A 21,815-nucleotide genomic window follows, 5' to 3' on the forward strand; every position below is an offset into this window, starting at 1 on the left:
GACGGTCCGAGCCTCCCCCCTCGTGGCTCGGACCGCCCCGGTTCTCGCGCGCCAAGAACCGCGCGACCAAGGCTAGTTGACTCTGCGTCAGTGTCCAATCACTGTAGCGGCAGAGACCTATCGACTTATTTATAGTTGTGGACCTGTCCAGAGCCGGGAGACGAGGCAGGGCGAACGGGAGGGCGTGCGATGGATCTGGCCTTGCTGCGCACCTTCGTGACCGTGCACCGGGCCGGCTCCTTCACCCGTGCCGCCGCCCTGCTCGGCCTCTCGCAGCCGGCCGTGACCTCCCAGATCCGGACCCTGGAACGGCAGCTGGGCCGCCCGCTCTTCCTGCGCCAGGCCCGTGGTGTGACTCCCACGACCATCGGTGACGAACTCGCCCACAAGGCCGCTCCGCACCTCGACGCCCTCGTGGAGATCACGGAGCGCGGCCTCGAAGACGACCTCTCGGTCCGCACCCTGCATCTGGCCGGCCCGCCCGAGTTCACCGCCGAACGCGCTCTGCCCGCCCTCACGGAGCTCGCCGGCGAGGACGGCCAGGGCTTCGCGCTGCGCGCCTCCTTCGGAAACGCCGAGGAGACCCTGGAGGGACTGTCCGCCGGACACCACGACCTGGCCATCAGTACGATCCGGCCACGCGGCGCGCTGCTCACCGCCACCGCGCTCTGCGACGAGGAGCATGTGCTGGTCGCCGCTCCGCGCTGGGCCGAGGAGATCGGCACCGGGACGGTGGGAGACAAGGGTGCGCCCGCCCTGGAGTACCTGCCCGTGGTCGAGGTCCATGAGTCGCTGCCCTTCGTCTCCCGCTACTGGGGTTCCGTCTTCGACGCCCGGCCGGCCGCCTCCGGCACGGTCGTGGTGCCGGATCTGCGCGCGGTCCTCGCGTGCACGATCGCGGGCGCCGGCCTCGCCGTCCTGCCCCGCTATCTGTGCGCGGCCGCCCTGGAACGCGGTGAGGTGACGGCCCTGCACGATCCCGCGGTGCCTCCCCTGCGGACGTACTTCCTGGTGGTGCGCACCGGCACACTCGCCATGCCCCATGTGGCGCGGGCGCACGAATGGCTCCGGCACGCGGCGGTGGGCTGGGCCTGAGCGGGTTTCCCGGGTTCACGGGTACGGCGACCCGATGGCGCCCCACGATGTTTCACGTGGAACCAGCTGGGCCACATTTCTCCCATGACCGTCCGACCCGTGGTCAAGCGCACCGCTCGTGCCGTTCTCCTCGACGGCGATGACCTGATTCTGATCAAGCGCACCAAGCCCGGTGTCGATCCCTACTGGGTCACCCCCGGTGGCGGGGTCGAACCGGAGGACAGCACCGTCGTCGACGCCCTGCACCGCGAGGTGGACGAGGAGCTCGGCGCCAAGATCACCGACGTCGTGCCCTGCTTCGTGGACACCGTGGAACACATAGGGGACAGCGGCAGCGCGACCGGTGTGAAGGTGCAGCACTTCTTCGTCTGCCGGCTGGAGTCCATGGACCCCGCGCTGCGGCACGGCCCCGAGATCGAGGAGCCCGCGGGCGAGTACGAGATCGTCCGGGTCCCCTTCACCCGGGTCGGGATCGCCTCCGTGCACCTCGTACCGCTGTCGCTGCGGCACTACCTGGACGGCAACATCGAGGGTGTCCGGGCCATGCACGCCCCCGACCTCGGGTGACGGCTCAGGGGATGACGAACGGTTCCTCGACCGAGTCGTGCCGTATCCGGTGGGCGGGGACGCCGGCCTCCCGGAGGGCGTGGACGCCGTTGCGGATCATGCCGGGCGGGCCCGAGACATAGGCGTCGTACCCGTGCCACGGGCCGTGCCCGCGTAGGGCGTCGGGCAGCTGGACGCGTGCCTGCCGGTCGACGACCGCGCGCACCGCGAGCCAGGGATGGTTCTGCTCGAGCCTGAGCAGGGTGTCGATGTCGTACAGGTCCTGGTCGGTCCGGGCGCCGTAGAACACCTCGACCGGGCGGTGGGAGCCGCGTTCGGCGACGTCCTCGACCAGCGCCCTGATGGGTGCGATGCCGGTACCGCCACCCAGGCAGAGGAGTCCGTGGTCCTTGGTGTGGTCGACGGTCATCGAGCCGACGGGCGGCCCGAGGCGGACCACGTCACCGGGGCGGGCGCGGTGCACCAGGGCGTTGGAGACCCAGCCCGCCGGGACGGCCTTCACATGGAACGTGAGCAGTCCGTCCGGGCGGGGCGCGGAGGCGAAGGAGTAGTGCCGCCAGACCCGCGGCCACCAGGGAGTCTCCATGCCTGCGTACTGCCCGGCGAGGAAGGGGTACGGCTGGTCCGGGCGGAGCGTGAGCACCGCGACGTCCGCGGTCCTGAGCTCGTGCCTGACGACCTGTGCGTGCCACCAGGCCGGCGCCCGCAGCGCGTCCGTGGCCGCGGCGTCGATCATCACCTGGGACATCGTCGTGTACGTCCGTACCCAGGCCGCCTCCGTGCCGGGGTCCCAGCTGGTCGAGGCGTACCTGCTCAGCGCGCCGATGAGGCACTCGCCGACGGCCGGGTAGTGCTCCGCGTGGGTGCCGTACCTGCGGTGCCCGCGGCCCAGGTTCCGGAGGTACTCGGCCAGGACGGGCGGGTTGTCGATGTGCTCGGCGGCCGTGAGCAGCGCCTTCAGCAGCCGGTCGCGCTGGGTGTCCATGGCGGCCGGGAAGAGCGAACGCAGCTCGGGATGGCGGACGAAGAGCAGCGCGTAGAAGTACGAGGTGACCTTGTCCGCGATCGGACGTATCTCCGCCATGGTGGCGCGCACGCGGACCGCGTCCGGAGAGGCGTCCTGCCGCGGCGGGACGTGGTGCCCGGGTGCCTCCCGCACGTCATCCGGCACCACGACCGGCGACCCGGCGGAGGGGTCGCCCGGAGGGCTGCCGTGGAGCGGTGTGAACCAGCCGCCTCCGCCTGCCCCGTCGTCGCCCGTCGACGTGGTGGTCGGAGCGTCCATGGTGTGCCTCACCTCGAACATCTTGCGGTCGGTCTGCGCACCTCACTCGGAAGGTGCTTGCGTTCCCCCGTCGACGGCCGGCCCCTCCTGGTCAGGCCCGAGGCCGGCAGGGCCCCATTGAACCCGTGGTCCCCACGTCTACGGACAAGTAAGGCGAGAGTGTGACATGAGCCGCATTTGATCCCGGTGGACACCCCGCCGCCACCCTGGACCGGACTCGACACTACCGGCCACCGCCCGGCGCACAAGTACCCTCCGCATCCCTCCCCAATCAGGCAACGGGCGTACCACCGCTTCCCTCAACTACCTTTACTCACAGGCCAATTCGTAGGCATCCCACAGATCCAGACCCGTATAGGAGTACGTCGCGAGACCGGCCAGATGTCCGTCCGCGTTGACCGCCACGGACACCGGAACCGCGGCGAACAAGTCCCTGTCCGACATCGAATCGCCGTATGCGACACAGTCCGCACGATCGACCCCGAACTGCTCACACAGACGGTCCGCGATGATCATCTTGGCCGCTGCCGTGAGTATTCCGGCCGGGTTCACCGGTTCCACGAACGGCACCGCCGGAAAGCGTGATCCGAAGGCCGCGTGGGCTCCCCAGTCCAGCAAGCGCTCCACGAAGAACGAGGGCGAGAGCGAGATCACCGCGCAGTAGTCCCCCGTGTTCCTGATCTCGGCCCAGACGTCCCGGATGCGGGCCAGCCACGGCGCACCGTCGAATGCGGCCGCCACATGCGCTTCGGTGAGTTCGGCCCAGAGGGCGTGCACCGCCGCCGCATAGTCCGGCGGGTCGATCAGACCTGCGACGATCGCCCGGTCGAGCTCCGTCGTCTGGGCTTCCAGGCCGAGTTGACGGGATATCTCGACGGGTGCGGAGGTGCCGTGCAGCAGAGTGCCGTCGAGATCGAAAAGGTGGAGTCGCGTCATGGGCCGAGGCTAGTCGCACACAGCCGACGGCCGTCCTGCGTTGTTTCACGTGAAACACCCGGTATCTGTCCAGGGTCTGTGCTCGGGGCTACGGCATGGCCAAAAGCACGTGCGTCTCCCTTGAAACAGGTGGACGCGGGGGGCGCCGGTCGGCCAGCCTGACCTGCGTGCCAACACCTTCCGTCACCGCTCTGCCCATTCGCCGACTGACGCCACGCGATCTCACCGCCTGCGCGGACCTGTCCGAGGACCGGGGGTGGCCTCGCGAGGAACACAAGTGGCGCCTCCTGCTGACGGCCGGACAGGGATACGGCATCGACGACCCCGGCGGTGGCCTGGTCGCCGCCTGCGTCGTGACGGAGTACGGCCCGGGAGAACGCCCTGATCTCGGTGCGATCGGCATGGTCCTGGTCGCCGAACGGCATGCCCGTCAGGGCATCGGGCGCCGCCTCATGCGGCACGTTCTCTCGGTGATGGTGACGACCCCCCTGACCCTGTACGCGACGCCGTACGGCCGTCCGCTCTACGAGGAGCTGGGGTTCAAGACCACAGGGCGCTCGGAAATGCTGGCCGGGCACTTCACTCCGGGCGGACCGGAACCCCGGGTGACGACCCGGGCGGCCACGGCCGAGGATCTGGGCGCCGTCCTCCGGCTGGACGCGGAGGTGTTCGGCACCGATCGCACCCCGCTCGTCACACGGCTGCCCGCGTTCTCGGATCAGCTGCGCGTGGCCGTGGACGGAGACCGGATCGTGGGTTACGCGGCCGCCTGGCCGAACATGGACACCCATGTCGTCGGACCGCTGATCGCGCGTGACACGGAGACGGCGAAGTCCCTCATCGCCTCGCTCGCCGCGCACACCGACCGGCGGCTGCGAACCGATGTCGACGCCCGGCACGAAGAGCTGCTGGCGTGGGCGAAGGAGCGCGGACTGGCCTCGGTCGCCATGAACGCCGTCATGACGTACGGCATCACGGAGCTGCCGGGCGACTGGACACGGCGGTTCGCGCCGCTGACAGTGGCGGCCGGCTGAGAGCTTCTCCGTACAGCGAACGCCGGCTCCCAAGGGAACCGGCGTTCTGTACTGGGCCGTGGTGCCGTCCGGCCGTGCGTGCGGTCAGACCAGTGCCTTCACGGCGGTGATGGCGAAGCCGTGGTCCTGGTCGGGAGCACCGCCGCCGACGCCGATCGCGCCGATCAGCCTGCCGTCGCGCTGGACCGGGACACCGCCGGCGATGAAGAGCAGCGGCCGGTCGAGCGCCGTCGGCAGGGTGTGGAAGAGACCGCCGGGCTGAACGGCGTCGACGAGGTCGGCGGTCGCGGTGTTCAGCTGAAGCGCGGTGTACGCCTTGCGGGTGCTGGTCTCGCCGGAGATCAGCACCGCGCGGTCGTCCCGGCGGAAGGCCAGCAGATGCCCTCCGGCGTCCAGGACGGTGACGCTGACGGTGACACCGGCGGTCTCGGCGGCACGCCGGGCCTCGGCGATCAGCAGCTCGGCGTCCTGGATGGTGAGCGGGGCGATGGTGGTGGTGCTCATGAGGTGGTTCTCCAAGGGGTGTCGCTGAGGTGGAAACGGAGTGGGTCGCGTGCGGCGCCGGACCGGGACTCAGTGGTGGGCCGGAACTCAGTGGTGGACCGTGAGTCAGTGGTGGACCGGCTCGTGCTGCCGGGCGGGTGCGCCGTCGGCGGTCACGGCGGCCGGGGCGGTGTCGCGGCGCTCCAGCGCGGCCGACAGGAAAGCGAGGACGAGGGCGGCCGCGGCGAGGGCGGCGCCGACCCAGTTCGGGGAGGTGTAGCCGTAACCGGCGGCGATGACGATGCCGCCGAGCCAGGCGGAGAGCGCGTTGCCGAGGTTGAAGGCGCCGATGTTCACGGCCGAGGCCAGGGTGGGTGCGCCGTGTGCCTGGTCGAGGACGCGCTTCTGGAGCGGCGGCACGGTGGCGAAGCCCAGGGCACCGATCAGGGCCACGGTCACGGCGGCCGCGATCTTGTTGTGCGCGGTCAGCGTGAAGAGGGCGAGGACGACGGCGAGGGCGCCCAGGGACACGTACAGCATGGGCATCAGGGCGCGGTCGGCGAACCTGCCGCCGACGAGGTTGCCGCCGACCATGCCGAGGCCGAAGAGGACGAGTAGCCAGGTGACGGAGCCGTCCGCGAAGCCGGCGACATGGGTCATCATCGGGGCGATGTAGGTGATGGCCGCGAAGACACCGCCGAAACCGAGCACGGTCATCGCCATGGCGAGCAGAACCTGGGCGTTCTTGAAGGCGGCCAGTTCGTGCCGCAGGTGCACGCCCGCCGGCTTGGGCAGTTCGGGCACCAGCTTGGCGATACCCGCCAGGCCGACGACACCGAGAGCGGCGACGACTGCGAACGTGACGCGCCAGCCGACGTGCTGGCCCACGAGGGTGCCTAGGGGGACGCCGATCACGTTGGCGACGGTGAGGCCGGTGAACATCATCGCGATGGCACCTGCCTTCTTGCTCGGGGCGACCAGTTCGGCAGCCACCACCGAGCCGATGCCGAAGAACGCGCCGTGGGCGAGGGAGGCGACCACGCGGCCGATCAGCATGACGGCGAAGACGGGGGCCACGGCCGACAGCAGGTTGCCGGCGATGAACAGTCCCATCAGCAGCATCAGCATCCGCTTGCGCGGGACCTTGGTGCCGAGGACGGTCATCAGCGGGGCACCGATCACCACACCGAGGGCATAGCCGGTCACCAGGAGCCCGGCTGTGGGGATGGAGACCCCGAAGTCGCCCGCGACCTCGGGCAGCAGGCCCATGATCACGAACTCGGTCGTTCCGATTCCGAAGGCCCCGATCGCGAGGGCCAGAAGCGCGAGAGGCATGGGGATAGAACCTTCCCAGACGATTGCAGGTGCGCTTAACGTGCGTCCACAATAGTTGCAGACGCTGGCTATATGCAACCGAGGGATATTGCGAACCTGCTCTATCCTGGGTTCACCCGCTCCGGGACGGAGGAAACGCCCCCATGACTGCCACGGACCCCGCACTGACCGCCCTCGCCCAGGGCTGGTGCGCCCTCTCCTTGCTGCACGGGAGGATCGAGGCCCATATCGAACGCGCTCTTCAGGCGAAGCACGACCTGAGCGTGCGCGAGTACTCCCTGCTCGACGTCCTCAGCAGACAGCACGACGACGAGGGCGGACATCTCCAGATGAAGCAGGTCGCCGACGCGGTCGTACTCAGCCAGAGCGCGACCACCCGGCTGGTGACCCGGCTGGAGGACCGCGGCCTCCTGGAGCGCTACCTCTGCCCGACCGACCGGCGGGGCATCTACACCAACGTCACCGAAGCCGGGCTGCGCCTGCTCGAAGAGGCCCGCCCCACCAATGACACAGCGCTGCGCGAAGCCCTCGACGCGGCGGCCAGGAACCCGGAACTGGCTCCCCTGGTCCAGGTCGTGGAGTCGCTGAGCGTGCCCGCATAGGCTGCGGCCATGGGTGATCTAGAGATACGCGCCGCCGAAGCCGACGACATCCCGGCCGTTGTCGGCATGCTCGCCGACGACCCGCTCGGCGCCGCGCGGGAGTCGCCGGACGACCTCGCGCCCTACCTGAGCGCACTGGAGCGCCTCAGCGCCGACCCCAACCAGCACCTGGTCGTCGCCGTACGCGAGGGCCGTGTCGTCGGCACACTCCAGCTCACGATCATTCCCGGTCTGTCACGGCGCGGCGCCACCCGCTCGGTCATCGAGGGGGTACGGATCCACGCCGACGAACGCGGCAGCGGACTGGGCAGCCGTTTCATCGAGTGGGCGATCGAAGAATCCCGCCGTCAGGGCTGCCGGTTGGTGCAGCTGACGTCGGACGGTTCACGCACCGACGCCCACCGTTTCTACGAACGGCTCGGTTTCACCGCCTCGCACGTGGGCTTCAAGCTGGAGATCTGAGCATCGCGGAGGCACGGACGATGTCGCCGAGAACGGACCGGGGTGGTGTTTCACGTGAAACACCACCCCGGTCCGTTCTCGGCTAGCCGATTCCCCGCCACCCCTCCGGGTCCACCCCACCGGGCACGGAGGACGTCTCGTCGTACGGCTGACGCGTGAACACGAACGATCCGAGGTCCAGGTGGTCGAGCGTGCCGTCCGGCCGCCGCAGGGGCCGTAGAAGCTCTCCGGCGTAGTAGCCCTCCAGGCCGGTCCAGGTGCCGTCGCCGTTGGCCCGGAAACGGGCCCGCCGGCCGGTGCCCGAGAGCGGGCCCAGCGAGACCAGACCGTCGGCCGCCACCCGCAGCACGAAGGGGTGCGTGCCCCAGTACCACTGCCCCGCCAACTCCAGCACGGCCGGATCGACTTGGCCCAGCGGCCGCCAGGGCTCGGGGATGCGCGGCTCGGCCTCCGCGACGATACGGACGAGGTCGGCACCGACGGCGGAGACCAGCGGGCCGGAGGTGCAGTTCGTCAGCACCACGGCCGCCACGTCGTCGTCCACGCTGATGGTGAGGCTGGCCAGGAAGCCGGGCAGCGAGCCGCCGTGCCCGACGAGCAGCCTGCCGTCACGGCGCTGGATCTGCAGGCCGAGACCGTAGGTGCTGCCGTCCAGTACGTCGGCGGGCTCGGCGGGCGCCGCCGGGGTCCGCATCTCACGCAGGGACTCGGCGCTCAGCACCCGGTCGTCGCCGGCCACCAGGAAGACGGCGAAGCGGGCCAGGTCTCCGGTGGTCGACCAGAGTTGCCCCGCGGGCGCCATCCGGCCGAGGTCCTCCAGCGGCTCCGGGAGCATGACGTCGGCCCAGGGATGCACCGCCCAGCCACCCGCGTGCGGCGCCTGCGGCTCTCCGCTCGTGCGGTCGAGGCCCAGGGGCTCCAGCACCTCCCGCCGCAGGACCTCCTCCCAGGGGGCACCGCGGAGTTCCTCGACCAGCGCGCCGAGCAGGGTGTAGCCGGGGTTGGAGTAGTGGTGCCGGCGCCCGACGGGATGCAGGAAGGGCTGCTCGCCGAGGACGTCGCTCAGCTCCGGCCGCAGCGAGCCCGGGGTCCGCTCCCACCAGGGCGCCGGTGACTCGGCCGCCAACCCGGCGGTGTGCGCCAGGAGTTCGGCGATCGTCGCCTCCCCCGCCCCGGTGCCGGGCAGGTGCTTCTCCAGCGGGTCACCGAGGTCCAGCAGCCCTTCGTCACGCAGCCGGAGCACCAGGACGGCGGTGAACGTCTTGGTGATGGAGCCGATCCGGTACTGCACGTTCTCGTCGGGACCGTGCCCGTCCACCGAGGTCCGCGCCCCGTGCCAGACGGCCCGGCCGCCTCGTACGACCGCGGCCACCAGCGACGGGGCCCTGCCTTCGGCCTGCGCCACGGCGATCCGATGCAGCAGGGCCCGCCGGGTGGCGGGGAGCAGCTCTTCCTGGAATGTCGTCATGCGCCCAGTCCACCCGGTGCACGGACCGGCGTCGAGTTCATTTCACGGCACGGGCCCGTCGGCCCCTCAGTCGAACCCACCGGCAACGATCAGGTCCCTGCCATGTCCACGAAGCGGGAGTAGTGGCCCTGGAAGGCCACGGTGATCGTCGCGGTCGGGCCGTTACGGTGCTTGCCGACGATGATGTCCGCCTCGCCCGCGCGCGGCGACTCCTTCTCGTAGGCGTCCTCACGGTGGAGCAGGATGACCATGTCGGCGTCCTGCTCGATGGAGCCGGACTCACGCAGGTCGGACACCATCGGCTTCTTGTCCGTGCGCTGCTCGGGACCACGGTTCAGCTGGGAGAGCGCGATCACCGGGACCTCCAGCTCCTTCGCCAGCAGCTTGAGGTTACGGGACATGTCCGAGACCTCCTGCTGACGGCTCTCGGAGCGCTTGCCGCCGGACTGCATCAGCTGGAGGTAGTCGATGATCACGAGCTTGATGTCGTTGCGCTGCTTGAGCCGACGGCACTTGGCGCGGATCTCCATCATCGACAGGTTCGGCGAGTCGTCGATGTATAGCGGCGCGGCGGAGACATCCGGCATCCGGCGGGCGAGCCGGGTCCAGTCGTCGTCGGTCATGGTGCCGGAGCGCATGTGGTGCAGGGCCACCCGGGCCTCGGCGGACAGCAGGCGCATCGCGATCTCGTTGCGGCCCATCTCGAGGGAGAAGATGACGCTGGGCAGGTTGTTCTTGATCGACGCGGCCCTCGCGAAGTCCAGGGCGAGGGTGGACTTGCCCATCGCGGGACGGGCGGCGATGACGATCATCTGTCCCGGGTGCAGCCCGTTGGTGAGCGAGTCCAGGTCCGTGAAGCCGGTGGGTACACCAGTCATCTCGCCGGTGCGGGAGCCGATCGCCTCGATCTCGTCGAGGGCGCCCTCCATGATGTCGCCGAGCGGCAGGTAGTCCTCGCTGGTCCGCTGCTCGGTGACGGCGTAGATCTCGGCCTGGGCACTGTTGACGATCTCGTCGATGTCGCCGTCGGCCGCGTATCCCATCTGCGTGATGCGCGTACCGGCCTCGACCAGGCGGCGCAGCACCGCCCGTTCGTGGACGATCTCCGCGTAGTACTCGGCGTTCGCCGCCGTCGGCACCGTCTGGACGAGGGTGTGCAGGTACGCGGCACCGCCGACCTTGTTGATCTCGCCGCGCTTGGTCAGCTCGGCCGCGATGGTGATGGGGTCGGCCGGCTCGCCCTTGGCGTAGACGTCGAGGATCGCCTGGTAGATCGTCTCGTGTGCGGGCTTGTAGAAGTCGTGGCCCTTGAGGATCTCGACGACGTCGGCGATGGCGTCCTTGGAGAGCAGCATGCCGCCGAGCACGGACTGCTCGGCGTCCAGGTCCTGCGGGGGGATCCGCTCGAAGGTGGCGCCCGAGCCCTCCCAGTCGCCGCTGTCCCGGCCCCGGTCGTGCCGGTCGTCCCGGCCGCGGCCGCCCTCGCCGCGTCGGCGGGAGGCGGGCAGACGATCACTGGGACCGGCGTCGGCCCACGGATCGTCCAAGGGCTCGGAAATGCTCACCGAGCCACCTCCTCCCGTCCGCCCGGCGGACCTCGCCATGCCCTCTTTTCTACGGCACGGCACTGACAACTAGGTCGCCCCATTCCGGTTCTGACCACGTCGGTTTCGTGAGGTTTCCGGGGCCGTGACAAGGAGCGGGTGCCGGACCACGTTAGGCCCGCGGGCACCGTCAGCCAATCTGGTTATCCACAGGCCATGTGGACGACCGCCCGTATGCTGTGGAGAACCCCCCAAAACCTGTGCACGACGCGGTGGACAGCCCTGTGAACAAGCCCTCGATCCTTCCGAGCAACCTGCCCTGACCTGCCCCTTTCCCGTCCACCGGCTGTGCAGAAGAAAAACTTTCCCAGTCGGACCAAGATCGCTTCGAACAGCGCGCGAAAGCGTGGCGCACACAACTGTCAGTAAGGGGCAGTGCTCGATTGCATCTCTTACCTGTGGACGATTAGATTAGCGTCCATGCCTCAGGCTCCCGCGATCCCCCAGGCCACCCGTCGGCAGCACGACCGAGAGATCGTCGCCCTCGCCGTCCCGGCCTTCGGTGCGCTCGTCGCCGAGCCGCTTTTCGTGATGGCGGACAGCGCGATCGTCGGCCATCTCGGCACCGCACAACTCGCCGGCCTCGGGGTCGCCTCAGCCCTCCTCACCACCGCGGTGAGCGTCTTCGTCTTCCTGGCCTACGCCACCACGGCCGCGGTCGCCCGCCGGGTCGGCTCCGGTGATCTCCCAGCCGCCATCCGCCAGGGCATGGACGGCATCTGGCTGGCACTGCTGCTCGGCGCCGCGGTGATCGCCCTGGTCCTGCCCCTCGCCCCCGGCATCGTGGACGTCTTCGGCGCCTCAGCCACTGCGGCTCCCTACGCGACCACCTACCTGCGGATCTCCTCGCTCGGTATCCCGGCCATGCTGGTCGTTCTCGCCGCCACCGGTGTCCTGCGCGGCCTCCAGGACACCCGGACCCCGCTGTACGTCGCCGTCGCGGGCTTCGTCGCCAACGCCGGACTCAACGTGGCACTCGTCTACGGCGCCGGACTGGGCATCGCCGGCTCCGCCTGGGGCACAGTCATCGCCCAGTGCGCCATGGCAGCCGTCTATCTGACCGTCGTCGTGCGCGGCGCCCGCAAGCACGGGGCTTCTCTGCGCCCCGATGCCGCCGGCATCCGGACCTCGGCGCAGGCCGGCCTGCCCCTGCTCGTCCGGACGCTCTCGCTGCGGGCCATCCTGATGATCGCCACAGCCGTGGCGGCCCGGCTGGGTGACGCCGACATCGCGGCCCACCAGATCGTGTTGTCCCTGTGGAGCCTGCTGGCCTTCGCCCTGGACGCGATCGCCATCGCCGGACAGGCCATCATCGGCCGCTACCTCGGTGCGGAGGACGCCGCCGGTGCCCGCGCGGCCTGCCGGCGCATGGTCCAGTGGGGCATCGCCGCCGGTGTGGTGCTGGGTCTGCTGGTGGTGGCCGCCCGGCCGCTGTTCCTCCCGCTCTTCACGAGCGATCCCACCGTCAAAGAGACCGCACTGCCCGCGCTCCTCATCGTCGCGCTCTCACAGCCGATCTCCGGTGTGGTCTTCGTCCTGGACGGCGTTCTGATGGGCGCCGGAGACGGTCCGTACCTCGCTGGGGCCATGGTCGTCACCCTCGCCGTCTTCACGCCCGTGGCGCTTTTGGTCCCCGCCCTCGGCGGTGGGCTCACCGCCCTCTGGGCAGCCATGACGTTGATGATGGCCGTACGGCTGACGACCCTGTGGCTTCGGGCACGCTCAGGCCGCTGGATCGTCACGGGCGCGACGCGCTGAGCGGCACGCCCCATCGCCTGTTTCACGTGAAACAGCCCAAGCTGTCGCGTTTCACGTGAAACAAAAGGGGCCGCACCCATGACGGGTGCGGCCCCTTTCAGCTACCGCTCAAGCAGAGCGCAGCGTCAGGCCGCGACGACCTCGATGTTGACCTTGGCGGCAACCTCGGGGTGCAGACGGACGGACGTCTCGTGGGCGCCCAGCGTCTTGATCGCCGAGGCGACCTCGATGCGACGCTTGTCGACCTCGGGGCCACCGGCAGCCTTGATCGCCGAAGCGATGTCGGCCTGGGTGACGGAACCGAAGAGGCGACCGGCGTCGCCGGCACGGACGGCCAGACGGACCTTGACGCCCTCGAGCTGGGCCTTCACCTGGTTGGCCTGCTCGATGGTCTGGATCTCGTGGATCTTGCGAGCACGACGGATCTGCTCGACGTCCTTCTCGCCACCCTTGGTCCAGCGGATCGCGAACTTCCGCGGGATCAGGTAGTTGCGGGCGTAGCCGTCCTTGACGTCGACGACGTCGCCGGCGGCACCGAGGCCAGAGACCTCATGGGTCAGGATGATCTTCATTAGTCGGTCACCCTTCCCTTAGCGCGCAGTGGAGGTGTAGGGCAGCAGCGCCATCTCACGGCTGTTCTTGACGGCCGTGGCGACGTCACGCTGGTGCTGCGTGCAGTTGCCGGTCACGCGGCGGGCACGGATCTTGCCGCGGTCGGAAATGAACTTCCGCAGCATGTTCGTGTCCTTGTAGTCCACGTACTGGACCTTGTCCTTGCAGAAAGCGCAGACCTTCTTCTTAGGCTTGCGCACAGGCGGCTTCGCCATGGTGTTTCTCCTGTGTGATCAAGAAGTTTGGGGTGTGCCCCGCGCCTCGGCCCGAGGGCCTAGAAGGGGGGCTCGTCCGAGTAGCCGCCGCCGCTGCCGCCGCTGCCGCCGGAGCCACCGCCCCAGCCGCCGCCACCCTGGTTGCCGCCACCGGCGGGAGCGCTGGAGGCCCAGGGGTCGTCGTTGGGAGCGCCGCCCTGCTGGCCGCCGCCGGAGCCACCGCCCCAGCCGCCGCCACCCTGGCCGCCACCGCCGCCGTAACCGCCCTGGCCACCGCGGCCACCGCCACCGGCGGCGGTCTTGGTGACCTTGGCCGTGGCGTTCCGCAGGCTGGCGCCGACTTCCTCGACGTCCAGCTCGTAGACCGTGCGCTTGACACCCTCACGGTCCTCGTAGGACCGCTGCTTCAGCCGGCCCTGCACGATGACGCGCATGCCTCGCTGGAGCGACTCGGCGACGTTCTCCGCCGCCTGCCGCCAGACCGAGCAGGTGAGGAAGAGGCTCTCGCCGTCCTTCCACTCGTTCGTCTGGCGGTCGAAGGTGCGGGGAGTGGACGCGACGCGGAACTTCGCGACCGCCGCACCGGACGGGGTGAAGCGCAGCTCGGGGTCGTCGACAAGATTGCCGACGACCGTGATGACGGTCTCGCCTGCCATGGGGGAACCTCTCGGCGGGTTTGCTGCTGGCTGCTTGCTGCTACTCGAATCCCGAGATCAGCTGAGCGGGAAGCTCAGTGGGTCTCGGGGCGGAGGACCTTGGTCCGGAGGACCGACTCGTTCAGGTTCATCTGGCGGTCGAGCTCCTTCACGACCGCAGGCTCGGCCTGCAGGTCGATGACCGAGTAGATGCCCTCAGGCTTCTTCTTGATCTCGTACGAGAGACGACGACGGCCCCAGGTGTCGACCTTCTCCACCTTGCCGTTGCCCTCACGGACGACGGAGAGGAAGTTCTCGATCAGGGGGGCGACAGCGCGCTCCTCCAGATCGGGGTCGAGGATGACCATCACCTCGTAGTGACGCATGTGGAACCCACCTCCTTTGGACTCAGCGGCCACGGTCGTTCCGTGGCAGGAGGGTTGTGATGCGTACGCAACGGTATCGGCGGCCACTGACATTCGGAGGGTTCCCGGGGGATCCCCTGTCACGGCCTGGGCAGACACCGGTGCAGACGGTACAGACTACCTGCACACCCGCTTCCGGTTGAAATCCGGGCGCCCGGGCACGCAATCTGTACACATCGGGTGTGTATGGCGCTACGATGCGCCGCCTTCCGCAGGAGGTGCCCTATGGCACAGGCATTGCGACCCAACACCGCCGGATCCCTGTTCGCGACGGACGGCAAGAGCCATCCGCTCCAGGACTCACTGATGGCAGTGACCCTGGTGCTCGGACTGATCGCCTTCATCACGTGCTTCTTCCACGGCCTCCACCTGCTCAGCTCCTGGGCCGGTCTGATCGGCATCTTCACCGGCCTGTACGGGCAGTGGGTCTCGATCACCACACGCGAGCGCTTCGGTGTGATCCTGGGTCTCGGTGCCTCGGGCATCGGCTTCTTCATCGGGATGGCGAACGGCGGGCTGTTCGGCTAGCCCTCGGCACCCTCCGCACCACAGCGGGACGTCCCGGCCGCGCACGGCCGGGACGTTGGTGCCGTACGCCCAGTCGGGCCGCGGGCGAGGCGCAGTAGGCTTCGGCGCGAGAGCCGGAGCCCCTGTACCCATGGGGACACACCAGCCCGAGGAGCGCCCCGACATGAGCCTGACCCTGAGGACCATCAGCCGCGAACAGCATCTGGCGTACATCCAGAGCCTGCCGGCGGCTAGCCACATGCAGGTCCCGGCCTGGGCCGATGTCAAGGCGGAGTGGCGTTCGGAGAACCTCGGCTGGTTCGACGAGCGCACCGGTGAGATGGTCGGTGCCGGTCTGGTCCTGTACCGCCAGCTGCCCAAGATCAAGCGCTATCTGGCGTACCTGCCCGAAGGCCCGGTCATCAACTGGTTCGCGCCGAATCTGGACGACTGGATCCAGCCGATGCTGGCCCACCTCAAGCACCAGGGCGCGTTCTCGGTGAAGATGGGCCCGCCGGTGATCATCCGGCGCTGGGAGGCCAACTCCATCAAGGCCGGCATCCAGAACCCGGACGTGAAGCGGCTGCGTGACATCGAGGCCGACTTCATCGAGCCGCGCGCCTTCGAGGTGGCCGACAAGCTCCGCCGGATGGGCTGGCAGCAGGGTGAGGACGGCGGCGCCGGCTTCGGCGACGTCCAGCCGCGCTACGTCTACCAGGTGCCCCTGGCGAACCGCTCCCTGGAAGAGGTCCACAGGAACTTCAACCAGCTGTGGCGGCGCAACATCAAGAAGGCCGAGAAGGCCGGCGTCGAGGTCGTCCAGGGCGGCTACCAGGACCTGGCGGAATGGCAGCGGCTGTACGAGATCACGGCCGTTCGCGACCACTTCCGGCCGCGCCCGCTGTCGTACTTCCAGCGCATGTGGACGGCCCTGAACACCGAGGACCCCAACCGGATGCGGCTGTACTTCGCCCGGCACAACGGGGTGAACCTGTCCGCGGCGACCATGCTGATCGTCGGCGGGCACGTCTGGTACTCCTACGGCGCCTCCGACAACATCGGCCGTGAGGTGCGGCCGTCGAACGCCATGCAGTGGCGGATGCTGCGGGACGCCTACGCGCTCGGCGCCACCGTCTACGACCTGCGCGGTATCTCGGACTCGCTGGACGAGACGGACCACCTCTTCGGTCTGATCCAGTTCAAGGTGGGCACCGGTGGACAGGCGGCCGAGTACCTGGGCGAGTGGGACTTCCCGCTCAACAAGCTGCTCCACAAGGCGCTCGACATCTACATGTCGCGCCGCTGACGTCACGCTCCGTGCTTCTATAGCCCTGACACAACGCAGTCCTCAGGCACCCAGCCATCCAGAAAGGTCCCAGGTCCGGCCATGGCGCTCACGCTCTACGTCGACACCGCGCGCTGGCGGGCGCACCACAAGCACGTGCAGGAGCAGTTCCCGGGCCTGGTCCCGGTCTGCAAGGGCAACGGCTACGGCTTCGGGCACGAACGCCTGGCGGAGGAGGCCACGCGGCTGGGCTCGGACGTCCTCGCCGTGGGCACGACGTACGAGGCCGCACGCATCAAGGACTGGTTCGGCGGGGACCTGCTGGTGCTGACGCCGTACCGGCGCGGTGAGGAGCCGGTGCCGCTCCCCGACCGGGTCATCCGCTCGGTCTCGTCGATCGACGGCGTGTACGGCCTGGTGGGCGCCCGGGTGGTCATCGAGGTGATGTCCACCATGAAGCGGCACGGCATCAGCGAGCAGGACCTGCCGCAGCTGCACTCCGCCATAGAGAACGTCCGCCTGGAGGGCTTCGCCATCCATCTGCCGCTGGACCGCACCGACGGCTCGGACGCCGTCGAGGAGGTCATCGGCTGGATGGACCGGCTGCGCGCGGCCAGGCTGCCGCTGCACACGATGTTCGTCAGCCACCTCAAGGCCGACGAACTGGCCAGGCTGCAGCAGCAGTTCCCGCAGACCCGGTTCCGGGCGCGGATCGGCACGCGGCTGTGGCTGGGGGACCACGACGCCACGGAGTACCGCGGGGCGGTCCTGGACGTCACCCGCGTCGCCAAGGGCGACCGGTTCGGCTACCGCCAGCAGAAGTCGGCCTCGGACGGCTTCCTGGTGGTCGTGGCGGGCGGTACGTCGCACGGGGTGGGCCTGGAGGCGCCGAAGGCCCTGCACGGGGTCATGCCGCGCGCCAAGGGCGTCGCACGGGCCGGCCTCGCCACGGTGAACCGGAACCTCTCCCCGTTCGTCTGGGGCGGCAAGCAGCGCTGGTTCGCGGAGCCGCCGCACATGCAGGTGTCGATCCTCTTCGTGCCCTCCGACGCGCCGGAGCCGCAGGTCGGCGAGGAGCTGGTGGCCCATCTGCGGCACACCACCACCCAGTTCGACCGCATCGTGGACCGCTGACGCGGGTCAGGCGCACCGACCGGACGCCGGAAGGGCCGTACACGGGACTCCGTGTACGGCCCTTCTCATGCACAGTCCTTCTCATGCACGGCCGTTCTCAGCCGCGGACCGGCTGTTCGCTCAGAGCGAACCGGTCTCGGAGGATCGGCTTCCCCATTCCACCTGGGGCCCCTCGAAGGGGGCCGCGTGGGCTGCGGGGCGGCCGGCCGCCCCGAGCACGAAGACGTCCTCCGCTCCGTCCAGCACACCGCCCGAGGGGTCGTCGTCACCGGCGCGGCGCACCACGTCCCGCTCGGGCATGAGGATGTCGCGCACGACCATGGCGCACAGGTAGAGCGTGCCCAGCAGGTGCACGGCGATGGCCCAGTGGTAGCCGTCGGTCGGCAGCCCCTTGTGGGCGTCTCCGCTGGTCGTGTAGGCGAGGTACATCCAGATCCCCACGAAGTACGCCACCTCGCACGCCTGCCAGATCAGGAAGTCCCGCCACTTGGGCCGGGCGAGGACGGCCAGCGGGACCAGCCACAGGACGTACTGCGGGGAGTAGACCTTGTTGGTGAGGATGAAGGCCGCCACCACCAGGAAGGCCAGCTGGGCGAACCGCGGCCGTCGCGGTGCGGTCAGGGCCAGGGCGGCGATGCCCAGGAAGCAGAGCAGCACCAGGGCCATGGCCGCGTTGTTCACGAAGTCGGTGCTGGGCGGGCTGGTCGTGTTCTGTGCCCAGATCAGCCAGAACGAACCGAAGTCCACGCCCCGTTCCTGGCTGAACGTGTAGAACTTCGACCAGCCGTCGAAAGCGAAGATCATCACCGGCAGGTTCACGACGAGCCAGGAGACCACCGCGCCACCCGTCGCGATGAAGAACTCCCGCCATTTGCCGGCGCGCCAGCACAGCAGGAACAGCGGCCCCAGCAGGAACACGGGATACAGCTTGGCGGCCGTGGCAAGGCCCAGGAGGACGCCGAAGGCGAGGGGGCGGCTCCGGGACCACATCAGCATCGCCGCGGCCGTCAGAGCGACCGCCAGGAGGTCCCAGTTGATGGTCGCGGTCAGCGCGAAGGCCGGTGCCAGGGCGACCAGCAGACCGTCCCAGGGGCGCCGGCGATGCGTACGCACCACGCACACCGCGATGACGGCGGCGCAGATCATCAGCATTCCGGCGTTGACGAACCAGTACACCTGCTCCTGGAGCTGGATGCTGCCGCTGCCCGGCGTGAGCCATGCGGCCACCTCCATGAACACGCCGGTCAGCACCGGGTATTCGAGGTAGTCCATGTCACCGGGGAGCTTGTCGAAGTACGGCACCAGACCGTCGGCGAAACCGCGCCCCTGGTAGAGGTGCGGAATGTCCGAGTAGCAGGCGTGGGTGTACTGGGAACTGGCGCCGAAGAACCAGGCGCCGTTGTAGCAGGGCGCCTTCTGGACCAGGCCCAGGGCGAACATGCCGACCGCGACGAGGACCACGACTCGTAGGGGCGTCCACCAGGACGTCCCGAGCAGGGCACGCCGGCCGATGGGGCCGCCGATCAGCTCACTCCCGGCCGCGGCGACCGCGTCTTCCCTGGTCGGCCGCACCGGCTCCGGCTCACGCACGCCCGCGGGCGTCGTCTCTGCACTGGGCATGGGGCCCATCCTGCCGTACCTCTCTAGGAATACGCCGAGGGCCGCCGCACCTCGCTGGGTACGGCGGCCCATGTTTCACGTGAAACACACTTCGGCGGGCGAAAAGGTCACCAACCGGTCAGTCCGCGCGGCTAGCCGCTCGATCCGCCGAAGAGGTTCCCTCCTCCGTTGGCATTGCCTCTGGTGTTGCCCTGACCGGTCGTCTCGGTGGCTGTCGGCGAGGAGGTGGTTCCCGAGGTGCTTCCGGTGTCACCGCCGTCGGTCGAGCAGTTCCAGGCGAACTGGCAGGTCTCCGTCGGACTGGGCGAGGGCGAGGTGAACGTCTCGCTGGGCGTGGCGCTGGGCGTCTCGCTGGGCGTCTCGCTCGGCGTGATGCTCGGGCTCGGCGTCGGCGAGGGCATCCCCAGCTCGTCGGCGATCTGACCGATCTTGGTGGCGTCCGGGAACCCGGGGTCGTTCTTGCCCTTCAGCGCGGACTTCATGTACTCGGTCCACACCGAGGTCGGGATGTCACCACCGTGGATGGACGGCACGCCTGCGGTGCCGTTCATGGAGAGCAGCTCGGCGTCCTTCGGGTTCTCACGGAACATCGCCACCGACGTCGACAGCTGCTGGGTGTAACCGACGAACCAGGCCGACTTGTTGCTGTCGGTGGTACCGGTCTTGCCCGCCGCCGCACGGCCCAGGGCCTTGGCGTTGGTACCCGTACCGTTCTGGATGACGTTCTGCAGGACGTCCGTGACGTTGTTCGCGACGTTCTCGTCCATCGCCCTGGTCAGCTTGGGCTTGCTGAAGCCGGGCAGCTCCTGTCCGTCCTGCTTGACCGCGGTCACGGAGTACGGGTCCACGTGTTCACCGGAGGCCGCGAAGGTCGCGTACGCGTCGGCCATGCGGATGGCACTGGGGGTGGACGTACCGATGGCGAACGACGGGTTCAGGTTCTGCGACATGCTGTCCGGCAGAATCCCGGACGCCTGGGCCATGTCCCGTACCTTCGTCATCCCGACATCCACGCCGAGCTGCACGAACGGGGTGTTGATCGACTGCTCCATCGCCTTGCGCAGGGTGATGTAGCCCCAGGGGTACTCGCTCTCGTTCCGCTGACGGAAGATCGAGTTGTCCTTGTTCAGGTAGTACGTGCCGTCCGGCCTGCGCACCTTGAGGTTGTCGTCGCCGTTGTACTTGCTCAGCGGCGACACCCCGACACCGTCGGTCTTGTACGTCCCGTCCGCCATGGCCGCCGCCAGTACGAACGGCTTCCACGTCGAACCCACGGGGACACCGGAGGTGTCGGCGTTGTTGGTGAAGTGGTTGTTCTCGTAGCCGGCGCCGCCGTACAGGGCGACGATCGCACCGTCCTTGGGCACCACCGAGGCGGCACCGAACTGGACGTACTTGTCCTTCTCGCGGGTCTTCGGGTTCAGACGCGCCTTCTGGATCTTCTGCACGGCCGCGCTCAGCGCGTTGACCTTGTCCTTGTCGAAGGTCGTGTAGATCTGGAAGCCGCCCTGGTCGAACTGCGTCTCGGTGATGCTGGAGTGCGCGAGGACGTACTTCTTGGCCGTGTCGGCAAGGTAGCTGATCTGGCCGGTCATGCCCTTGATCGCCTTGCGGCCCTGGGGCAGCGGGTACTTCTTGACGGCTTCCTGGTACTCGGCGTCGGTGAGGTGCTGGTCCTTGTGCATCTCCTCGAGGATCCAGGCCCAGCGGTCGTGGGAGCGCTTGTAGTTGGCGTCCTTGGTGGCCGAGGGGTCGATGTCCGGGTTGCCCGCGGGGTCGTAGTACGTCGCGCCCTTGAGCAGCGCGGCCAGGACCGCGCACTGGCTCGGCTTGAGGTCCTTCGCGTCGACGCCGTAGTAGGTCTGGGCGGCGGCCTGGATGCCGTAGGCGCCACGGCCGAAGTACGAGGTGTTCAGGTAGCCCTGGAGGATCTGGGGCTTGGTGAGCTTCGTGCCCACCTTGATGGAGATGAACATCTCCTTGAACTTGCGGGTGACCGTCTGGTCCTGGCTGAGGTAGGTGTTCTTCACGAACTGCTGAGTGATCGTCGAACCACCCTGCGTCTGACCACCCCGGGCCATGTTGACCAGAGCACGGGCGATACCCATGGGGTCGACACCCGAGTCCGAGTAGAAGCTCTTGTTCTCGGCCGAGATCACCGCGTTCTGCATGGCCTTGGGGATCTGGTCGATGGTGACGTTCTGCCGGTTCGCACCGGTGCCCGTCGCGACCATCTGCTGGCCGTTGGCCCAGTAATAGACGTTGTTCTGGGACTTGGCGGCGGTGTTCTCGTCGGGCACGCCCACCATGGCGTAGCCGACACCCACCAGCGCGACCAGACTGCCCAGGAAGGTCAGGCACAGCCCGGAGACGAGCCGCCAGGAAGGCACCCAGCGGCGCCAGCCGAACCGGTTCGCCCTCGGGTAGTCGATGAGGCGCTTCTTGCCGGGCGCGGTTGACGCCCGTCCTCTGCCACGCCCCGGCCCGGCAGGACCACCCGGACCGTAGCTTCCGTTGTCGGGCCCTCTGCGGCGGCCTCCTGTGGTTCTCTGCGCCGCCCGGCGGGCCTCGGCCCGGCTGCCGTAGGGGCGCTCTTCACCTCCCGGGCCCTGGGAGTCCGACCCATAGGAAGGTGACCCATAGGAGTCGGAAGGAGACCCGGTGGCGCCTCGCGGTGCCGCACGGCGGCCGGAGGACGGGCCGGACTGACCGCGTCGGGCCGCGGCACGTCCGCCTCCGCCTCCCTGCGGCTG

The 21,815-nt window shown here is 69.0% G+C and carries 21 protein-coding genes; 9 read left to right on the top strand and 12 right to left on the bottom strand.

Translation table 11 applies throughout. From position 1 onward, the window contains the following. The first annotated feature begins 189 nt into the window (after window positions 1-189). Window positions 190-1,095: a LysR family transcriptional regulator gene (locus MB828_RS10235; protein WP_301647890.1), complete on the top strand. Its 906-nt coding sequence runs from the start codon at window positions 190-192 to the stop codon at window positions 1,093-1,095. Window positions 1,096-1,179: 84 nt separating this feature from the next. Beyond that, window positions 1,180-1,662, top strand: coding sequence for an NUDIX domain-containing protein (locus MB828_RS10240; protein ID WP_046727581.1), 483 nt, complete (start codon window positions 1,180-1,182; stop codon window positions 1,660-1,662). A gap of 4 nt (window positions 1,663-1,666) precedes the next feature. On the opposite strand, the gene MB828_RS10245 is transcribed toward MB828_RS10240, so the two are convergent. After that, entirely contained in the window at window positions 1,667-2,947 is a 1,281-nt protein-coding gene (locus MB828_RS10245; protein WP_301647891.1) for a globin domain-containing protein, read from the bottom strand. 309 nt (window positions 2,948-3,256) lie between these two features. Then, a complete protein-coding gene (locus MB828_RS10250) occupies window positions 3,257-3,883 on the bottom strand; it encodes an HAD family hydrolase (protein ID WP_301647892.1) in 627 nt (208 codons plus the stop codon). 167 nt (window positions 3,884-4,050) lie between these two features. Here MB828_RS10250 and MB828_RS10255 point away from each other — a divergent pair, with 167 nt between their 5' ends. Continuing rightward, complete coding sequence (locus MB828_RS10255; RefSeq protein ID WP_301647893.1) at window positions 4,051-4,917, top strand: GNAT family N-acetyltransferase; 867 nt, start codon at window positions 4,051-4,053, stop codon at window positions 4,915-4,917. Between the two features lie 84 nt (window positions 4,918-5,001). Here the strand turns inward: MB828_RS10255 and MB828_RS10260 are convergent, their stop codons facing one another. Beyond that, window positions 5,002-5,421 (bottom strand): GlcG/HbpS family heme-binding protein, encoded by a 420-nt coding sequence (locus MB828_RS10260; protein WP_301647894.1) that lies wholly within the window; start codon window positions 5,419-5,421, stop codon window positions 5,002-5,004. Window positions 5,422-5,526: 105 nt separating this feature from the next. Then, a complete protein-coding gene (locus MB828_RS10265) occupies window positions 5,527-6,735 on the bottom strand; it encodes an MFS transporter (protein ID WP_301647895.1) in 1,209 nt (402 codons plus the stop codon). Between the two features lie 143 nt (window positions 6,736-6,878). Between MB828_RS10265 and MB828_RS10270 the strand changes: the two genes are divergently transcribed. Beyond that, window positions 6,879-7,337 carry a MarR family winged helix-turn-helix transcriptional regulator gene (locus MB828_RS10270; RefSeq protein WP_133023726.1) on the top strand — a complete coding sequence of 153 codons (459 nt, stop codon included), beginning with the start codon at window positions 6,879-6,881 and terminating at the stop codon, window positions 7,335-7,337. Between the two features lie 9 nt (window positions 7,338-7,346). Beyond that, on the top strand, window positions 7,347-7,799 hold the full coding sequence (locus MB828_RS10275; protein ID WP_301647896.1) for a GNAT family N-acetyltransferase: 453 nt from the start codon (window positions 7,347-7,349) through the stop codon (window positions 7,797-7,799). 82 nt (window positions 7,800-7,881) lie between these two features. On the opposite strand, the gene MB828_RS10280 is transcribed toward MB828_RS10275, so the two are convergent. Then, on the bottom strand, window positions 7,882-9,267 hold the full coding sequence (locus tag MB828_RS10280) for a serine hydrolase domain-containing protein (RefSeq protein ID WP_301647897.1): 1,386 nt from the start codon (window positions 9,265-9,267) through the stop codon (window positions 7,882-7,884). Between the two features lie 89 nt (window positions 9,268-9,356). Beyond that, complete coding sequence (gene dnaB / locus MB828_RS10285; protein WP_133023723.1) at window positions 9,357-10,832, bottom strand: replicative DNA helicase; 1,476 nt, start codon at window positions 10,830-10,832, stop codon at window positions 9,357-9,359. 459 nt (window positions 10,833-11,291) lie between these two features. On the opposite strand from dnaB, the gene MB828_RS10290 reads away from it, so the two are divergent. Next, window positions 11,292-12,629, top strand: a complete 1,338-nt coding sequence (locus MB828_RS10290; protein ID WP_301647898.1) for an MATE family efflux transporter — start codon at window positions 11,292-11,294, stop codon at window positions 12,627-12,629. 125 nt (window positions 12,630-12,754) lie between these two features. Here the strand turns inward: MB828_RS10290 and rplI are convergent, their stop codons facing one another. The 4 genes from rplI to rpsF all read right to left on the bottom strand — a co-directional run bounded on the left by rplI (window position 12,755) and on the right by rpsF (window position 14,477). Further along, complete coding sequence (gene rplI / locus MB828_RS10295) at window positions 12,755-13,201, bottom strand: 50S ribosomal protein L9 (protein ID WP_046727591.1); 447 nt, start codon at window positions 13,199-13,201, stop codon at window positions 12,755-12,757. 18 nt (window positions 13,202-13,219) lie between these two features. After that, window positions 13,220-13,456, bottom strand: a complete 237-nt coding sequence (gene rpsR, locus MB828_RS10300; protein ID WP_006381652.1) for a 30S ribosomal protein S18 — start codon at window positions 13,454-13,456, stop codon at window positions 13,220-13,222. Between the two features lie 59 nt (window positions 13,457-13,515). Continuing rightward, window positions 13,516-14,112, bottom strand: coding sequence for a single-stranded DNA-binding protein (locus tag MB828_RS10305; RefSeq protein ID WP_301647899.1), 597 nt, complete (start codon window positions 14,110-14,112; stop codon window positions 13,516-13,518). Window positions 14,113-14,186: 74 nt separating this feature from the next. After that, entirely contained in the window at window positions 14,187-14,477 is a 291-nt protein-coding gene (gene rpsF / locus MB828_RS10310; RefSeq protein WP_005482942.1) for a 30S ribosomal protein S6, read from the bottom strand. Window positions 14,478-14,741: 264 nt separating this feature from the next. Between rpsF and MB828_RS10315 the strand changes: the two genes are divergently transcribed. The 3 genes from MB828_RS10315 (at window position 14,742) to MB828_RS10325 (ending at window position 17,442) form a co-directional block, all read left to right on the top strand. Then, the gene (locus tag MB828_RS10315) at window positions 14,742-15,044 is read left to right on the top strand and encodes a hypothetical protein (protein WP_046727593.1); all 303 of its coding nucleotides are present in this window, start codon (window positions 14,742-14,744) and stop codon (window positions 15,042-15,044) included. A 163-nt stretch (window positions 15,045-15,207) separates the two neighbouring features. After that, window positions 15,208-16,329, top strand: a complete 1,122-nt coding sequence (gene femX / locus MB828_RS10320; protein WP_133023719.1) for a peptidoglycan bridge formation glycyltransferase FemX — start codon at window positions 15,208-15,210, stop codon at window positions 16,327-16,329. An 81-nt stretch (window positions 16,330-16,410) separates the two neighbouring features. Beyond that, complete coding sequence (locus MB828_RS10325) at window positions 16,411-17,442, top strand: alanine racemase (RefSeq protein ID WP_133023718.1); 1,032 nt, start codon at window positions 16,411-16,413, stop codon at window positions 17,440-17,442. A gap of 120 nt (window positions 17,443-17,562) precedes the next feature. Here MB828_RS10325 and MB828_RS10330 read toward each other — a convergent pair whose 3' ends face one another. Next, complete coding sequence (locus tag MB828_RS10330; RefSeq protein ID WP_301647900.1) at window positions 17,563-19,062, bottom strand: glycosyltransferase family 87 protein; 1,500 nt, start codon at window positions 19,060-19,062, stop codon at window positions 17,563-17,565. A gap of 131 nt (window positions 19,063-19,193) precedes the next feature. Beyond that, window positions 19,194-21,452, bottom strand: a complete 2,259-nt coding sequence (locus MB828_RS10335; RefSeq protein ID WP_301647901.1) for a transglycosylase domain-containing protein — start codon at window positions 21,450-21,452, stop codon at window positions 19,194-19,196. Between the last annotated feature and the right edge of the window lie 363 nt (window positions 21,453-21,815).

The organism is Streptomyces arenae, assembly GCF_022343545.1.
Taxonomy (GTDB): Bacteria; Actinomycetota; Actinomycetes; order Streptomycetales; family Streptomycetaceae; genus Streptomyces; species Streptomyces humi.